At 46.5% G+C, this 18,181-nt stretch carries 15 protein-coding genes; 8 read left to right on the top strand and 7 right to left on the bottom strand.

The features are described from left to right. Positions 1-6 precede the first annotated feature (6 nt). On the bottom strand, positions 7-2,808 hold the full coding sequence (gene ileS, locus MDMS009_RS06465; protein WP_008290850.1) for an isoleucine--tRNA ligase: 2,802 nt from the start codon (positions 2,806-2,808) through the stop codon (positions 7-9). Between the two features lie 168 nt (positions 2,809-2,976). Here ileS and MDMS009_RS06460 point away from each other — a divergent pair, with 168 nt between their 5' ends. Continuing rightward, the gene (locus MDMS009_RS06460) at positions 2,977-3,273 is read left to right on the top strand and encodes a DUF3579 domain-containing protein (RefSeq protein ID WP_036314093.1); all 297 of its coding nucleotides are present in this window, start codon (positions 2,977-2,979) and stop codon (positions 3,271-3,273) included. Here MDMS009_RS06460 and MDMS009_RS06455 read toward each other — a convergent pair whose 3' ends face one another. Together MDMS009_RS06455 and MDMS009_RS06450 are read right to left on the bottom strand one after the other, a co-directional pair. After that, positions 3,274-3,723, bottom strand: coding sequence for a CBS domain-containing protein (locus MDMS009_RS06455; protein ID WP_008290854.1), 450 nt, complete (start codon positions 3,721-3,723; stop codon positions 3,274-3,276). 70 nt (positions 3,724-3,793) lie between these two features. After that, positions 3,794-5,374 carry a peptide chain release factor 3 gene (locus MDMS009_RS06450; protein WP_008290861.1) on the bottom strand — a complete coding sequence of 527 codons (1,581 nt, stop codon included), beginning with the start codon at positions 5,372-5,374 and terminating at the stop codon, positions 3,794-3,796. Positions 5,375-5,542: 168 nt separating this feature from the next. Between MDMS009_RS06450 and MDMS009_RS06445 the strand changes: the two genes are divergently transcribed. From MDMS009_RS06445 to MDMS009_RS06415, 7 genes are all read left to right on the top strand, one after another. Continuing rightward, entirely contained in the window at positions 5,543-6,058 is a 516-nt protein-coding gene (locus tag MDMS009_RS06445; RefSeq protein WP_008290824.1) for a MarR family winged helix-turn-helix transcriptional regulator, read from the top strand. After that, positions 6,055-7,233: a multidrug effflux MFS transporter gene (locus MDMS009_RS06440; RefSeq protein ID WP_043888014.1), complete on the top strand. Its 1,179-nt coding sequence runs from the start codon at positions 6,055-6,057 to the stop codon at positions 7,231-7,233. Before MDMS009_RS06445 ends, MDMS009_RS06440 begins: the two co-directional genes overlap by 4 nt. A 182-nt stretch (positions 7,234-7,415) precedes the next feature. Then, positions 7,416-8,708, top strand: a complete 1,293-nt coding sequence (locus MDMS009_RS06435) for a TolC family protein (protein WP_008290819.1) — start codon at positions 7,416-7,418, stop codon at positions 8,706-8,708. Next, a complete protein-coding gene (locus MDMS009_RS06430; protein WP_043888010.1) occupies positions 8,705-9,877 on the top strand; it encodes an efflux RND transporter periplasmic adaptor subunit in 1,173 nt (390 codons plus the stop codon). The genes MDMS009_RS06435 and MDMS009_RS06430 overlap by 4 nt, the downstream gene beginning before the upstream one ends. After that, positions 9,870-13,007 (top strand): efflux RND transporter permease subunit, encoded by a 3,138-nt coding sequence (locus MDMS009_RS06425; protein WP_008290849.1) that lies wholly within the window; start codon positions 9,870-9,872, stop codon positions 13,005-13,007. The genes MDMS009_RS06430 and MDMS009_RS06425 overlap by 8 nt, the downstream gene beginning before the upstream one ends. Next, entirely contained in the window at positions 13,001-13,690 is a 690-nt protein-coding gene (locus MDMS009_RS06420; protein ID WP_008290818.1) for a response regulator transcription factor, read from the top strand. Before MDMS009_RS06425 ends, MDMS009_RS06420 begins: the two co-directional genes overlap by 7 nt. Beyond that, on the top strand, positions 13,668-14,951 hold the full coding sequence (locus MDMS009_RS06415) for a sensor histidine kinase (protein WP_008290820.1): 1,284 nt from the start codon (positions 13,668-13,670) through the stop codon (positions 14,949-14,951). The genes MDMS009_RS06420 and MDMS009_RS06415 overlap by 23 nt, the downstream gene beginning before the upstream one ends. On the opposite strand, the gene MDMS009_RS06410 is transcribed toward MDMS009_RS06415, so the two are convergent. The 4 genes from MDMS009_RS06410 to MDMS009_RS16360 all read right to left on the bottom strand — a co-directional run. Then, a complete protein-coding gene (locus MDMS009_RS06410) occupies positions 14,948-15,724 on the bottom strand; it encodes an ATP-binding protein (protein ID WP_008290853.1) in 777 nt (258 codons plus the stop codon). The two genes, MDMS009_RS06415 and MDMS009_RS06410, sit on opposite strands and share 4 nt — an antisense overlap. A gap of 156 nt (positions 15,725-15,880) precedes the next feature. Continuing rightward, positions 15,881-17,002 (bottom strand): alpha-hydroxy acid oxidase, encoded by a 1,122-nt coding sequence (locus tag MDMS009_RS06405; protein ID WP_237700488.1) that lies wholly within the window; start codon positions 17,000-17,002, stop codon positions 15,881-15,883. Next, a complete protein-coding gene (locus MDMS009_RS06400) occupies positions 16,987-17,670 on the bottom strand; it encodes a Fe2+-dependent dioxygenase (RefSeq protein ID WP_008290856.1) in 684 nt (227 codons plus the stop codon). The genes MDMS009_RS06405 and MDMS009_RS06400 overlap by 16 nt, the downstream gene beginning before the upstream one ends. Positions 17,671-17,722: 52 nt before the next feature. Continuing rightward, positions 17,723-18,181: TonB-dependent receptor domain-containing protein (locus MDMS009_RS16360; protein ID WP_043888009.1), on the bottom strand; the 459-nt coding region annotated here is incomplete at its 5' end.

Here is an 18,181-nt window from a genome sequence, read left to right as displayed (position 1 = left end):
TGGATATCAGGCGAACTGACGAAGCTCACCTGCTCCTTCAATATTATCGATACACCGATCACACAAGTCAGGATGATCAGCATGTTTGCCGACGGTTGCTGTCTGATGCCAGCAACGATCGCAACGTTGATGTTGTGAAGCAGCAATCGTGACATACAGACCATTGACACTGGTCTCTACTGCATTATCAGGTTTATCAACAATCGCTTGTAAGCGTGCTTGTGAGGTGATCAAAACAAACTTCAGTTCATCACCCAACTGCTGCAGCGTCTTGTGTAAAGCATCGTCTGCATATAACGTCACTTCAGCCGTCAGACCACCTTTAATGTGTCCTGCATTGCGTTGATTTTCCAGTTCTTTGGCAACCGCATCACGAACACTAAACACCTGATTCCAAAAAGCAAGATCAAACTGGCTATCAGCTGGCATCGGTACTAACGGCTCATACCATGTGTTCAATTGCACTGACTCGTTACGCTCACCGGGCAAATAGCTCCACAACTCATCAGCGGTAAAGCTGAGGATGGGGGCAATCCAGCGAACTAATGCTTCAAGGATGTGATACATCGCTGTTTGTGATGAACGACGACCCAAACTATTTTCTTGCATGGTGTACTGGCGATCTTTAGTGATATCCAGATACAAACTGCCCATTTCATTGGCACAAAAGTTATGCACTTTCTGATAGATGGTGTGGAACTGATAGTTCTCATACGCTTTGAGAATATCGGCTTGCACATGATAAGCGCGATCCAGGGCCCACCGCTCCAATGGCAATAGTTTGTCGACATCAAGCAGGTTTGATGACGGGTCGAAATCATTCAGATTCGACAATAAATAACGTGCGGTATTACGAATACGACGATATGAATCTGCGGTGCGTTTCAGAATTTCATCTGACACATGCATTTCACCACTGTAGTCGGTCGCTGCCACCCAAAGACGAATAATATCAGCACCCAGGTTTTTAATAACCTTCTGCGGGGCAACAACATTGCCCTTGGATTTAGACATTTTTTTGCCCTGTGCATCGACAGTAAAACCATGCGTCAAGACAGCTTTATAAGGCGCCGAATCGGTTGTAGCAACAGAGGTCAGGAGTGATGATTGGAACCAGCCACGATGTTGGTCGCTGCCTTCAAGATATAAATCAGCAGGCCGGTTCAGATAGTCACGACGTGCTAATACACAGGCATGCGAAACGCCCGAGTCAAACCAAACATCGAGGGTATCGGTGACTTTGTCGTAGTCGGACGCTTGAGCGCCCAAGAGCTCCTCAGCTTCCATCTCAAACCAAGCGTCGATACCACCCGTTTCAACCTTTTCTGCCACCTGTTCAACAAAGTGTTCCGTGTCAGGATGTAGTTGACCCGTTTGTTTATTGACAAACAAAGGAATCGGCACACCCCAAGTACGCTGACGTGAAATACACCAGTCAGGGCGACCTTCAACCATATTTTCAATACGCTTCTGGCCCCAGTCAGGCATCCAGTCAGTATCAGCAATAGCCTTCATTGCCGCTTGGCGCAGACCTTTTTGATCCATACTGACAAACCATTGCGGCGTGGCCCGGAAAATAATCGGGGTTTTATGTCGCCAGCAATGAGGGTAGCTGTGTTGAATATCGACATACGCTAACAAGGCATCTTTTTCTTTCAGTAACTCGATAACTTGTGGGTTCGCCTTAAATACTGACTCACCAGCAAAAACCGGTGTACCTTCAAGGAAACAACCATTACTGCCCACCGGGTTATCAACTTCCAGATTGTATTTCAAACCAACTGTGTAATCATCCTGACCGTGTCCCGGCGCAGTATGAACAGCACCTGTACCGCCATCACTGGTAACGTGGTCACCAAGAATAACGGGGACTTGGCGCTCATAAAACGGGTGCTGTAACAACAGACCTTCGAGCTGTTCACCTTTAACTCGAACCAGTACATCACCACTTTTGCCATAACGTTCCAAGGCACTTTCGTACAAAGCTTCGGCAAGCAATAAACGCTCTTCACCACATTGCAAAAGCACGTAAGTCAGCTCTGGGTTTAAGGCAACCGCTTGGTTAGCCGGCAACGTCCACGGCGTGGTTGTCCAGATAGGCACACTGATTTGACCTTCACCTTTGGCACCACAGGCTGCTTCAAAGGCGGCGATATCGACAGCTTTAAAGCGCACATCAATGGCTGGCGAGGTTTTATCTTCATATTCCACTTCAGCCTCGGCCAATGCAGAACCACAATCGACACACCAATGAACAGGTTTCACACCTTTGTGCAGATGACCTTGCTTGATGATTTGTCCCAGCGTGCGGATGATATCTGCTTCAAAGCTAAAATCCATGGTGAGGTAAGGATTATCCCACTCGCCCAGTACACCAAGTCGTTTGAAGTCTTCACGCTGACCATCGACCTGTTTTGCTGCATATTGACGGCAAGCATCACGAAACTCTTTGGCCGTCACTTTAACGCCGGGCTTACCTACTTTTTTCTCAACATTCAGTTCAATCGGTAAACCATGACAGTCCCATCCCGGCACATAAGGCGCGTCAAAACCACTCAAGGTTTTGGATTTGATAATGATGTCTTTTAGGATTTTGTTAACGGCATGACCAATATGAATATCGCCATTGGCATATGGAGGACCATCATGCAGAACAAAAAGTGGGCGACCTTTAGCGTTTTCACGCAACTTTTTATAGAGGTCAATATCCTGCCAGTGCTGGAGTGTTTGTGGCTCGCGATTAGGCAAACCCGCCTTCATCGGAAATGGCGTTGCAGGTAAATTTAATGTTTGTTTGTAGTCGGCCACAAGCTTCTCGTTGTTCTCGAATCACCAAAAGCGATGATTATACGGATTTTTTAGGCGTACCTAAATCATTGAAAGCAGTTTTATTTCTCTGGCCTGCTTATGCAACAGCCGCTATATACAGTAGAATATGGCTTTTATATCGTCTTCACACTACGAGCTGACTTGCATATGTCCACATCGGAAAAGGTGATTATTCGCGGTTTAACTCAGGACGGCGGCAAATTTCGCCCTAGTGACTGGGCAGAACGTCTATGCGGCGCCGTTGCTTCATATGGTCCTGGACGCCGAATTATTTTTCACCCTAATGTCAGGCTGGCATCGATCGATGGCGTGAAATGCGTGGTGATTGACGCAATGCTGGAACAGAATGACGAAATGTTATTCGACTTTCTGATTGAGTTTGCTGACGATAATAATTTACAGGTTGACCGTACCGACCAGTTCCCTCTGGATCAAGACACCTAGTTATTCGTGCTCCGCATCAGGCCAGTTCTGGATGTAGTTTTTTAGTAACTTGTTCTCAAACTTGGCTTTCTTCAGTAACTCTTCAACAATGTCGGTAATCGACAGCATGCCTTCTAATTTAGCTTTGTATACCACCGGTAGATGACGGATATTATTATCCACCATGATATTCATTACTTCTTCCAAGGTATTATCAGGTTCGCAGACGTAAGGCTCAGGTGTCATCGCGTCGGCGACTGTGACCGGACTCCACATGGCATGTTTCTGGTGCAGGATATTCAACAAGTCACGCTCTGATAATATGCCGACCAAATGACCATCGTAGTCCGTCACCACTAACGACCCGATACGATGCTCCATCATCAGATTGACTGCTTTATCCAGCGAGTCAGAAGGCGATAAACCGATAACGGGTTTACCCTTATTTTTGGTGATCGACCTGACTTTCATCCGTTCGCCCCTTTCAGCAGATTTGCTTAACGCTATTCTGCTTGAGTTTTACGGATAATAGCAAGTGGCTTTAGAGATGCTCTCTGGTCGCACGGAAATCAATGTCCGGCCAACGCTCTACCGTTAAGTCGAGGTTCACTCGGGTTGGTGCGATGTAAGTAAGATTGCCAGCCCCATCATAAGCTAAATTGGTCGAGGCTTTTTTCTTAAACTCTTCCAGTTTACGTTCATCGTCTGCATACACCCAGCGGGCCGTATAGACTTGCACCGGTTCATAGGCACATTCAACGTTGTACTCACCTTTCAAACGATGCACGACCACATCAAACTGCAGCACACCGACAGCACCTAAAATGAGATCGTTATTATCAAGCGGACGGAAAAGCTGTGTTGCTCCCTCTTCACTCAATTGTTGTAACCCTTTTAACAAGGCTTTGTTTTTCAGTGGGTCTTTGAGTCGAACGCGACGGAACAATTCCGGTGCAAAGTAAGGGATCCCCGTGAACTGAAGATCTTCACCTTGGGTAAAGGTATCACCAATCTGAATCGTGCCATGATTGTGTAAGCCCAGAATATCACCCGGCCACGCTTCTTCTGCTTGTTCGCGTTCTGCGGCCATAAACGTTACCGCATTGGCGACGGTTACATCTTTGCCAATACGAGTCTGATGCATTTTCATGCCTTTGGTATATTTACCTGAGCACACACGCATAAAGGCAATACGATCGCGGTGCTTAGGATCCATATTGGCCTGAATTTTAAACACAAACCCACTAAAGACCTCTTCCTCGGCCGCAATTTCACGACTTTTCGTTGCTCGAGGTTGTGGTGCTGGCGCATATTCGACAAAGGAATCCATCAATTCAGTGACACCAAAATTATTCATGGCAGAGCCAAAAAATACTGGCGTTAGGCGTCCGGCCAAAAAGGCATCTAAATCAAAATCATGACTGGCACCACGCACCAACTCAATCTCTTCACGCAACTCCTCAGCCATACTCCCAAACAGCTCATCTAATCTTGGGTTATTCAAACCTTCAATAACTTCGCCCGCTTCTTTGCTGTGCGGCTCAAATAAATGCACGCTGTCATTCAATAGGTGGAAAATACCTTTAAAGCCCTTACCCATCCCAATCGGCCAGGTAATAGGTGCACACTGAATATTGAGGATCGTTTCCACTTCATCCATCAATTCAATAGGATCGCGCCCTTCCCTATCCAACTTATTAATAAAGGTAAGGATCGGCGTATCACGTAAGCGACAGACTTCCATCAATTTAATTGTTCGTTCTTCAACACCCTTAGCGCTATCAATCACCATCAAGGCTGAGTCAACTGCGGTAAGGGTACGGTAGGTATCCTCGGAGAAGTCAGCATGGCCCGGCGTATCAAGTAAGTTGACGATACGATCGTTATAGGGAAACTGCATCACTGACGAGGTTACGGAAATTCCCCGCTCTTTCTCCATTTCCATCCAGTCAGAGGTCGCATGACGATCTGTTTTACGTGACTTCACACTACCCGCCATCTGAATAGCGCCACCGAAGTACAGCAATTTCTCTGTCAGCGTGGTTTTACCCGCATCAGGATGCGAGATAATCGCAAAGGTTCGGCGCTTGGATGCAGCTTGTTGCACTGGACTGGATGACATGAAGTACGGCTCTTAAAGAAAGGAGTAAAACACGCTATTTTCGCTGATTATTCACATAGACACAATTTAAAGCTGTTTTAATTGCTTTAGCCATTTTATCTTTATATAAAGATTGTTTATATAAAGCTATCAGCATAGAATGGCATTTTGGCAAAAAGTTAACGCCCAATGTCCCTGCAAAACAATGACGATATCGACATCATTTCTGATCAGTGGCAGCAACTTGGTCTGAAAGCAGACTATTCCGCCTTACAAATCATCGCCAGAATTCTACGTTTAAACAAAACTCTGGAAGCTGAGCTCGGTAAATTGCATAGCAAATTCAAGCTCAATCAAGGTGAGTTTGATGTGCTTGCTGCATTAAAGCGTTCAGCCCAGGCAGATTTAACACCGTCGCAACTTCATCAGGCTATGCTGTTGAGTTCAGGTGCAATGACCAGTCGATTAGACAGATTAGAAACGAAACAACTGATCGTTAGACAACACTGCACTGAGGACAGGCGTAGTATCAAAGTGTCGCTGACAGATGCCGGAAAACAAGTCATTGATACGGTTTACCCACATCATTTCCAGTTGACTGATCAGCTACTCGGTGGCCTGACAGAAGCTGAAAAAAATCAACTGCAACGCTTACTCAAAAAAACCATGCTGAATATTGACTGTCGACTAGATACCGAATCATGACAACATTTAGCTTATCCGTCCGCTCCATGATCCTGTTATTAGCTGCATTGACGGCTATGGCACCACTGGCAATCGACGCTTACTTGCCTGCCATGCCGCAAATGGCCGATTTTTTTACAGTCAGCATCCATGACATTGAGTTGTCCTTGAGTTTGTTTCTCGCTGGGTTTGCTATCGGACAAATCATAGGTGGTCCGTTTTCCGATCATTTCGGCCGTCGGGCTGCTACCGGAATTGGTATCAGCTTATTTTGTCTGGGGACCTTAGGCATTATTCTCAGTCCATCTATCGCCTGGTTATGGGGGTTCAGGATAATCGAAGCGATAGGCGGTGGCCTAGCTGTAGTGAACTCTGCCGCCATTATTCGGGACTTCAGTAAAGGGCAGGAAAGCGCCAGACATCTATCAAATATGGCCATTATTATGATGCTGGCGCCCTTATTGGCGCCAGTAATTGGAATGCTGCTATTGCATATCAGTGGCTGGAGACTGGTATTCGATTTCTTACTGCTCTACGGGCTACTTATCGGCGCCACTTTATTTTTCAAGCTGCCGGAAACCCGTATCAAGACTGAGGATCGCCCTAATGCCTTCAGGCGCTACTGGATGGTGTTATCAAACCGATACGCAGTCGGCTTTCTATTCTCACAATGTTTCGCTCTCGGCGGTATGTTTGCTTTTATCACTGGCTCACCGTCCGTTTATATGGGTTTTTTCGGTGTCAGCGAAACAGTCTATCCGTTCCTATTTGGTACCAATGTGGTGGCAATGATGTTGTTTAACCGGCTTAATGTGCGCTTGTTAAAACAACATCAGCCCCGAGTGATTCTTAGTGTAGGACAGGCAGGTCAAGTTATTACAGCCAGTTTGCTATTAGCCTATGTCAGTTTGAGCAGCACGCCCAGTTTGTACATAGTGACGCCATTGATCATTATTTTTATCGGCATTATGGGTCTTATTGTTTCCAATGCAACCTCAAGCACGGTTGAATTCTTTCCGACCAACAGTGCCACAGCCACTGCTTTACTTGGTGCGGCAGGTTTCACAACGGGTGCCATAGCAGGCGCCATTGTCGGGATTTTAGGCGATGGCACTGCGTTCCCAATGGCTTTAGTGATGTTCACCTGTGCTGCCACCGCTCCACTTTTGCGTTTTTTAGTACAAGCCGGTAAATAACATCACTTTTTGTTATGCGTTAACCCGACTTTAACCGTGACCCGTTTAATCTGCTTGCAAACTCAACCAGTCTTTTACGGCTGTTATTGCAAACTGGATTTAAACGTATGTCACTATCAACCCGCTATCGACGCTTGTGCAGTCTTCTACCGACTCTCTGTTTTGTTACAGCATGTGTCACGATGCCCGCGCAAGAAGATTATCTGCAACAAATTCAACATGAGCAGAGTCAGGTCACGCCCTGGACGCAAATCAACACGGCAACAACCCAGACCGCATTAACTGACCTGATTCAGTCTGAGTCACTGGATCAATTGCTAGAGACCGCCTTTGCAAACAACCCCAGCTTGCAACAAACCTTGTTAACGTTACAAATACGACAAGCACAGTTAAGTCAGACAGATGCAGCAAGGTTGCCACAGATTTCGGCCGGTTTCTCTGCCGCTAATGAGCAGGATACGACAGCGAGTTATAGCAGTGACATCAGTATTAACTGGCAACTAGATTTATGGGGCAAGCTGAAAGCAGACAGTCAGGCTGCCAGCCTTGATATCGAACAACAGCACTTATTGTATCAATCCGCACGCGACACGCTGGCTTCTCAGGTCATTAATGCCTGGCTGAATCTGACCGCCACACAACACGCAATTGAAATTGAGCAAAAACGTCTGTCCACATTGACTCAAAATGAAACCTTCATTTTGCAGCGTTACCGCAGTGGTATAGGCAACCTGGAAGATCTCGATAATGCCCGGAGTGCCGTATCTCAATCGAAAGCTTCACTCGAAAATAATCGCGAGTCCTACCGTCAACAACACAGACAGTTCAGACAACTCTTAGGCCAATCTGAACTACCGTCGATCATTGAGACTCCGACCTATCCTGAGGTACAGCTGAGTCTGGCTGACATGCCACAACAAACATTGGCTAGACGGCCGGATTTACAAGCAGCCTATATTGCTATTCAGGCTGCATCGCTTAGGACGGAAGTTGCCTACAAAGATCTTTTACCCAGTCTTGATCTGGGCGCGGCGCTGACTGACAGCGCATCGACACCCCATGAGTCACTACTAGCCTCTCCTGTATGGTCATTGCTTGGCCAGCTTACTGCGCCGTTGTTTCAGGGTGGCGAACTGCGAGCTGCCACAGAAATTGCAGAGCTGAATACGGCATACAGTTATCAGAGCTACCGAGAAACCTTGTTGACTGCGATAAATGAAATTGAACAAACCTTGAGTCTCGAAACAACTTTAGATATTCAGCAACAACATATTCGTCAAGCACTGAAAAACTCTCAAAATAGTCTTGAGCAATATCAGCGTAGCTATAGAAATGGTCTGGTAGATATTCTTGATCTGCTCGCCATACAACAGCAAACCTATGATCTTGAGGCACAGCTTGATGACCTTATCTATCAACAACTCAGCAACCGCATTAACTTAGGTCTGGCTTTGGGCCTTGGAGTGACATCGTGAAATTTAACCCAACAAAATTGATTGTTTTCCTATTCGCCATCGTATTGCTAGTGGCGGTGATCTTCTATGCTCGTACTATGATGGCCGCCCAGTCTGAACGGCCTATGCCGATGCAACCCGATAAGGTAGCCAATCCTGAGGTCTCGGTAATTATTGCTGAAACAGGCAGTTATACCGCTGAAATCGAAGCGTTCGGTGCCGCGCAAGCACATTTCGATATTACCTTGACGGCGCAAGTAGCCGGCCAGGTTGAGCAAATTAATACGCAGTTTGAGAACGGTCAACGGCTGCATCAAGGTGACTGGCTAGCCCAACTTGAAAACAGTGATTATCAGGCAGCCGTGAATTCAGCAAAACAAGCATTAGCTGAAGCCAAGGTCACGTTGCTGGAAGAAGAACGACAAGGTTTACAGGCCTTGACTGAATGGCAGTCCTCCGGACTTGAGGGGCAGCCTGATTCTGATTTGGTACTAAGAAAACCGCAGCTTGAGGCTGCTAAACAGAGCGTCGAACAAGCCCAGGCAAATCTGAAGAGTGCTGAACAAGATCTAGCACAATCACTGCTTAAAGTGCCATTTGATGCCCTAGTGGTAGATCGTAAAATTGCCCCCGGCAGTTATGTTCAGACCGGCACTGAAGTAGCTGAACTTTACAGTACCGATCGGGTTGAGGTTGCCGTTTCACTGGCAGCCACTGACTGGCAAAAGCTGCCTTCTCATGACATGTTAAACACCACTAAATGGCCAGCGACCTTAATCAGTGTCGAGCATGATCAACAATGGCAAGGCTATGTATTACGTAGCGAACAACACCTTGATGGAGATACTCGCCAACGCGCTTTAGTGCTTGCCGTCGATAAGCCCTTTGATCAGGAAAACAGACTGTATCCGGGCACCTTTGTCAAAGCCGAAATTCAGGGTTTAACCGTCGATGGCTTATGGAAACTGCCAAGTTCTGCATTAAGCCAGCGAGGTGAAATCTGGTATGTCACTGATGACAGCACTCTGGATAAATTCACTGCCACGACCGCTTTCACCAAAGCCAGTGACATTTACATCAAACCACCAGCAGAGTTTAACAACACAAGCAAAGCCGTTCTGGCTCACCCTTTGAATAGTTACTTAAAGGGTATGGCTGTAAACCAAGTAGAAAATAACGACTATGAATAATCCAAACTCTAAAGGTGGCATTATCGGTTGGTTCGCCTCCAACCCTGTTGCAGCCAACTTATTGATGATTCTGGTCATCATTATTGGTGTGCTTGAAACCGGCCAATTAAGAAAAGAGGCCTTCCCCAGTCGAGAGCCTGATACCCTCACTATCTCTGTTTCTTATGATAGTGGGTCTGCCACACAGTCAGAAGAAGGTCTGGCAATTAAAATTGAAGAGCAGCTGGAAGACGTCAGTGGTATAGAAAGCATTACCAGTAGCTCTACCGGTTCTGGTGTTACTGTCACCGTCGAAATGCAGAATAACTATGATCTTGACACGCTATTACGCGATGTTAAAACAAAAGTTGACGCGATCTCGACATTTCCCGCCGATGCAAAAAACCCTGTTATTGAAAAGGCCCAACGCGAAGAGCATGCCCTGTGGTTACAACTATACGGTGATACCGATCGCCATAGTCTGCAGCAATTAGCTGATGAGTTGAAAACCGATTTAGTCGCTCACTCAAAGATCAGTCGCGTCACTATTTCAGGCTGGCTGGATCCCATGATGGTGATTGAAATAGACGAGGGTAAATTGCAGTCTTACGGTTTATCTCTGTCGGATGTTGAAGCAGCCATTAATGCTGGCTCTTCAAATACCATGACCGCAGTACTTCGCAATGAGTCTACCTACCTGCAACTCAAAGCATCTGAACAGGCGTATCTGAAACAAGACTTTAGCCTGATTCCTTTGATGAACACCACTAACGGACAACAACTCCTATTGGGCGATGTTGCCGTGATTCGTGATAGTTTTGATGACGATAGCTCTGTGTTATCACGCTATCAGGGTAAGGATAGTATTTCGATACAAGTCATTACCACCGGTATGGAAGACATTAGCGACTCAGTGGCGGCTGCCCGACAGGTCACCCAAAACTGGCAGCAAACAGGCAAGTTGCCCGAAAATGTCAGTTTAAAAAGCTGGTACGACCGCAGCGTACAAATTGAAGATCGGCTTCAGCTTCTCATTAAAAATGCCTTAACCGGTATTGCCCTAGTGTTTATTTTACTGGCGTTGTTTCTCAATCTGACCGTCGCTTTCTGGGTCGCGATGGGCCTACCCTTTGTGTTTTTTGGCACGCTGTACCTAATGGGTGATAGCTTCCTGGGGCTTTCTTTAAATGAATTCACAACCTTTGGCTTTCTCCTGGCCTTAGGGATCATTGTCGATGACGCTGTCGTGGTGGGGGAATCGATATATGAGGTTCGCTCCAAAGAGGGAGATACCTTAGCCAATACCATTAAGGGCACAATGCGAGTTGCCGTCCCGACCTTATTTGGCGTCTTCACCACTGTTGCTGCTTTTTTTGCCCTCGCGCAACTCGAAGGTGGCTTAGGCCAGTTATATGCACAGTTTGCCGCCGTGGTCACCTTGTGTCTGATCATGTCTATTATCGAGTCTAAGCTGATCCTGCCAGCTCACCTTGCTCATCTCAACACACAACATAAGAAGCCTGAAAACGTTGTGTTACATCACTGGAACAAGCTACAAAAGCTGATGGACGACGGACTTCAATGGTTTTCCGCCCGTTGCTATCGTCCCGTTATCGAGCACGCTTTGAATTTTCGATACAGTGTCATGTTGATGTTCTTTGCATTGTTTATTCTGGTCATTACCATGCCAATGACCGGTGCCGTCAGACTCAGTTTTTTCCCCACCATTCCAGGCGATACGGTACGCGCTGAACTCATCATGCAAAATGATGCCAGCTTTGGTCAAACCCACAGTAATTTGTTATTTATGGAACAGCAGGCACACCAGACGGATCGTGATCTGGGCGGCAATAATAGTATTGCCAATCTGCAAATATTATCTGAAGCCGATCAGTCAGGAAGAGTCACTGTTGAGCTGGAAAAATCGGCTCCATATGATATCAATCAATTTACTCGCCATTGGCAACAACTGATTGCTATGCCTGAAGCAGCGCGCAGCATCAGTGTCAGAAATGCTCGTGGATCAACCGATGACCTGCGTGTGGAGTTACGTGCCAATGATGATCAAATTCTGGCTTTGGCTGGAGAAGACATTAAACAAGCCTTATCTGCCATACCGGCCGTGAGTGGCATTGAAGATAACCTGGCACCTGGCCAGCCTCAGCTGCATCTTAAATTAAATCAGCAAGGTCTGGCGTTGGGCATGACCACGGATATGCTGGCATCACAAATCCTACAAGCCTTCAGTGGTCAGGTTGTACAACGCTTTCAACGTAATAATGACGAAATTGAAGTTAAAGTTCGCTACCCGGAAGCACAACGCCAAAACCCATCTGACGTGCTTAATGCGAAAGTCAGAACGCCTGACGGTGATGTCGTGTCAGTTTCCAGCGTTGCCACGGTAAGCTTTGGCTATACCCGCGACAGTATTACTCGTATCGACAAAAAACGGGCGGTCTATATCACCGCTGATGTTGATAAAGAGCAGTTATCATCAACGGAACTGGTTAGTGCTTTACAACAACAAACTGTGCCACAACTACTTCGCCAATACCCCGGCTTAGATGTGCAGTTTGGCGGTGAAGCGGAAGAGCAGGCAGAAACGCAATCCTCGATGGTTGAAATGTTTGCTATCGCAATGTTAGTTATCTATATGTTACTGGCGATCCCGCTTCGCTCTTACATACAACCCTTTATCATTATGACGGCTATTCCATTTGGTATCGTCGGTGCTATTTTAGGCCACTGGCTCAATGATCTGTCACTTGGCATTTTGTCATTGAATGGCATCATTGCTCTCAGTGGGGTGGTGGTCAATGACAGCCTGCTACTGGTCTCACGTTTTAATGACATCAGACAGGAAATTCCGGATGTTAAACAAGCTATCAGCGAAGCCTGTCGTGGTCGTTTACGTGCAGTATTACTGACCTCAGTCACGACCTTTGCCGGACTTATGCCACTATTAGGTGAAACCTCACGTCAGGCACAGTTCCTGATTCCTGCTGCGGTATCACTTGGCTATGGAATCATGTTTGCTACAATCATTACATTAATTTTGATACCCAGCTTATTACTGATTCAGATTGATATCGCCAAACTGTTTGGCGTTGGCAAAAATAGTCCTCAACCTATAAAGTCCACACCATGCTAACCACATTACTTATTGAAGATGATTTGGACTTGGCACAAACCGTCATCGATTACCTTAGCCTTGAGTCGATTCGTTGTGATCATGCCAGTAATGGTATTGCCGGTCTTAACCTGCTTGCTGAGAACCAGTTTGATGTGCTGCTGCTGGATTTAAACCTTCCCCGGATGGATGGTCTGAATGTTTGTGAACAACTTCGGCAACAAGGCAAAGACATTCCCGTTTTGATGTTAACAGCAAGAGACCAAATCAATGATAAGTTAGCGGGGTTTAAAGCTGGCACCGATGATTATCTGGTGAAACCCTTCGAACTCGACGAATTAGTCGTCAGACTCAAAGCGCTCGCTCGCAGAAGAAGCGGACAGGTACAGCTATTGAGCTGTGCTGATTTGGAAATGAACTTACATACTCGAACCGTCACTCGGGCAACGCAACCCCTGAAGCTGTCACCAACCAGTTGGCGACTACTTGAAACCCTGCTTAGAGCTTCGCCTGCCGTGGTGACAAAACAACAGCTTGAAGTCGCCGTATGGGGCGATGAAACACCAGATAGCAACAGTCTGAAAGTGCACCTGTTTCATCTACGTAAGGCGATTGACGCTCCTTTTGAGCACCCTCTTCTCCATACCATTGCCGGTCATGGTTTTGCCTTGAGACAAGATAATGAAACGACCACTCAGTCTTAAACTCTCGATTGCAGTGGCCTTTTTAGCGATGGGCCTTGTCATCGTGTTGGGCTATTCCATGCTTAGCGTACAATTTTTTTTCCGGGGTATGGATAGCCTGCTTGCCTCAAATATGGAAACAGCCCTTGCCAGTTATGTTGATACAACGTCTAAACAGGAACGTAAACAAGGTCAGGAATTTAGTGGTTATTTCATCAGTCAGGACTGGGCACAGCAACCCGCAGCCATTCGCCAAGCTTTCACTGTGGCCCCTGAGTTATCTGCTCGACTCCAAAAGCAAGCCCATAAAACCTGGTTTACGCCGCCGGATCTTATCAATTTTCTCATTAAGCTCAACATGGGTGATGAAGTCTTTTTTATCAGTCGCTCAATCAGCCGCGACCAAGTATCACCATTAATCGGTCGAAATGCTAAACAGAGTCGGCAGTTGGTTTTACTGCTGAGTATCGGTATTTCAGTGCTATTAGCACTGATTGTCTGGGTGTTGATCCGCCATGTTTCACAACCGGTGTCGAGACTGACTCGCTGGACGCATGAGCTCTCGCCCGATCAATTGAAACAAGACATTCCTGATTTTTCTTATCCAGAACTCAATGAAATGGCAGCGCTGATACAGCGTTCATTATCGACGGTTCATTCTGCTTTAGAACGTGAACAGCAGTTCCTGCGTTTTACCAGTCATGAGTTACGTACCCCCATCAGTATTATTCGAAACAATGTTGAGTTATCTCATAAACTAGGACAACAGCACGGCCAGTCTTTACCTGATAAACAGATGCAAATCTTTGACCGGATTGATCGCGCCAGCCTGACCATGAAGCATTTGACTGAGACTTTGTTGTGGTTGAGTCGAGAACAACCACAGCAACTCGAAAAACAACGCTTCAGCCTTGATCAGCTGATTTCGCAGATAGTGGATGAAATGCGTTATTTGTTAAGAGACAAGCCAGTTAAAATCGAACTTCACACCAGCCCCACCGAGATAACTCAATCACCCGCCGCCGTCAGAATTATTATCGGTAACCTCATCCGCAATGCGTTCCAACATACCTGGGAAGGGCACATCACTATTCAACAACAAGGCAATCAAGTGGTAATCGATAATCAGTGCCAGCTATTTAACAACGATGTGAAGAGTCAGGATCAGGGTTTTGGTTTAGGGCTACAACTCACTGAAAAGCTTTGTAAACGATTAGATTGGCAATATGAAAACCAGCCACAGGCTGACGGTCATCATGTAAGTCTGCTTATCAGCGCTTAATCGCTCAGACTGGCTCGATAAAACTGATAAAACTGCCTTGCGGTCCGACCGCTGTGACTACCCCGGCCCATCGCATAGAGTCTAGCCGCTTCATGTAACTGTTCCTTATCGACAGTCACGCCAGTAAATAAAGACATCACGATATCAAAATAGCTTTCCCAATTTGCCGGGTAGAAAGATAGGGTCAGGCCAAACCGATCCGATAAGGCCAGTTTATCTTCCAAGCTATCGGCATAATGAATTTCACCATCAACCAGACCACTCAGTTGGTTTTCTGATTTTTTTTCCGGCAGTAAATGACGTCGGTTTGACGTTGCATACAAACGCACATGTTCTGGAGGCAGTTCTAGCCCACCCTCTAATAATGTTTTCAGTGGTTTATAGCTGGACTCGCCCTCTTCAAAAGACAAGTCATCGCAGAAAATAATAAAACGAAACTGTTCATCTTCCTGCTCAAGTGCATCCAGAATTTCAGGCAGATAACCCAAGTCATCTTTATCTATTTGCACCACACGCAATCCACTCGGTGCCAGCTCATTCAACAAGGCTTTAATCAGCGATGACTTGCCCGTGCCACGGGCACCCCAAAGCAACGCGTGGTTACTGGTTTTACCATCAATAAAGTGTTGGGTGTTATCGACTATCGCTTGCTTTTGCTTATCTATGCCTTTCAAATCGGCAAGCCGAACGGGATCCAGCCGATGTACGGGTTTGAGTTTGTTGCTATGACTTCGCCAGATAGCCGCATAGCTTTGATGCCAATCAACTCGCATTCAATCCTCGAATATATCGTTGTGTGTGCAAAGCATAGCATTATGCTCTGCATCTCGGTGCAAGATTACACACACTGACAATATTGCTTGTAATTGAAACGCTTCCTCTTTAATGAGGCATGGCTTGTACTCAGCCGCCATAGGATACGGTTGATACTAGGGGCGCCAGAGTTTATCAGCGTGAATATCGGCGATTTGAGGAGTGCCGGCCAGACTCATGCACACTTCCAGCTCTTCTCTTAGCACCCTCAATAAGTGTGCTACACCTAAAGCGCCCGCGACGGCCAAAGCATAGAACTGTGGCCTGCCAACACAAACTAAATTTGCCCCTAAGGCCAATGCTTTAAAAATGTCGGTGCCACGTTCGACAGCACCGTCAAACACTAATGGATAGTCAGGCCCTACCGCTTGCCGAATTAATGGCAACATCTCGATCGAAGCCGGCAGACAATCAAGTGTACGACCACCATGATTGGAAACAACAATGCCTGCAATTCCCATCGCCTTGGCTTTGATAGCATCATCCACCGACAGCACACCCTTCAAAATAATAGGTAGAGAGGTTTGTTGTTGTAACCAAGCAATATCATCCCACGTCGGTGCTTCACTCATCATTCCCTGAAACACCACACTTTGACTTGGATCGAAGCTCTGACGGGGCAATGGCGGTCGATCTTTTAAATTGACTGCCGAGATGCCTTCGGGCAAGACAAAGCCCGCGCGTTGAGCACGATTACGGATACCGTGTAGTGGTGCATCAATTGTTACCACCAATTTTGTGTAACCGGCTTTTTCTGCGCGCTGTACCAGACTCAAGGTAAAGTCACGACTTTGCTGGATATATAATTGAAACCATTTCGGCTGCGTTAAATTTTCAGCAATGTCTTCCAGTGGCTGTGTCGCCAGCGTACTGACGATCATGCCGGTTTCAAGTAAATCGGCTGCTTGTGCTGTTGCTATCTCACCATCAGGATGTGCTAACTGCTGAAATGCAACAGGCGCTAGTAGTAAGGGATGACGGAATTTCTCGCCCAGACAGACTGTATCAGTGCCGCCATTCGTGCAGTCCTGAAGTAAACTAGGATTGATGAGGATCTCATCTAATTTCTGCCTATTGCGGTTGAGTGTAATTTCATCAGCGCCACCACCAACTAGGTATTCATAAATCGCCTGAGGAAGATGCTCTTTAGCATAACGTGCATAGTCTGAGGCACTCACTAAATCTTGCGGAATGGCATCTAAGAACGGGACATACTGCATACTCATGTATCTGCCCATTGACGGATTAGGTTTTGGTATAAAGCAGTCAGTTGCATGACGTTCTCATCCTGATGCCCATGTTGGCGGGTCAACGACTGCACACTCTGATCCAGATTGAACAACATAGCGCGTTGTTCATTATCACGCACCATACTCTGCATCCATAACACAACTGATACTCGGTTACCGCTTGTTACTGGCGTGACCTGATGCAGACTACTTGAAGGATACAAAATCATGTCCCCTGCCCCGAGTTTTACCTGTTGTTGACCAAACTGCTCTTCAATCACTAACTCTCCACCTTCGTAGTCCTCAGGTTCACTAAGAAATAAGGTAGCCGATAAATCACTTCGCACACGTGTTGCCGTACCCGGTACAAAACGTACCGCGTTATCAACATGTTGACCATACGTCTCTCCGCCCTGATAACGGTTAAACATCGGTGGGAAAATTTTTAATGGTAACGCGGCTGAGACGAATAGAGGATGACGCGCCAAGACATCTAAAACGATATCGCCCAGTTGTTGAGCAAGTGTTGAGTCATCTGCCAGTTGCTGATTTTGCTTTACAGTGCGAGCCTGCTCGCCAGCAGTGGTTTGACCACTGGTCCACTCACCTTGTGCCAGGTGCTGATTTAGCTTACTGATTTCCGTTTTGGAGAAAACAGAAGGAATGGCAATAAGCATAGAAAACTCCAAAAAAATAACGGGCCCGTAGGCCCGCTATCATAACCCGAATTTAGAACTTATAAGTCAGGTTTACGTTTGCACTTCGTGCATCGCCTTTGTATACGATGCTACCGCCACGGTACAAGGCCGTGTAGTAATCCTTATCAAACAGGTTAAGGATATTAGCGCGTACGGTCATGTTTTTATTGATGTCATAACTCGCAAAGGCATCATAGACAATGTAGCCCGGAATACTGATATCCGTATTCGCTGCTGCATCGGGCTGTCCACCAAACATGCCGCTTGAGTAGGTAACACCGCCACCGAATGCAAATTTCGGTGTGGATTGATATTTCAATTGCCCGTTAAAGCTACGCTTGGCAAAGTTGGCTTTTGCTTTACCTTCATCTGCCGGGTCAAATGCTTCCAGTGTTTCTGAGTGCATCATCGCAAAACCCACTTGACCACTCAACTTCTCAGTCACATTACCAGACAAGCCTAACTCAATACCTTGCACACGATTCTTACC

The organism is Methylophaga thiooxydans DMS010 (assembly GCF_000156355.1).
Lineage (GTDB): Bacteria > Pseudomonadota > Gammaproteobacteria > Nitrosococcales > Methylophagaceae > Methylophaga > Methylophaga thiooxydans.
Note: the sequence above shows the minus strand (reverse complement) of the source record. Positions and strands in the feature narration are given on the sequence as shown.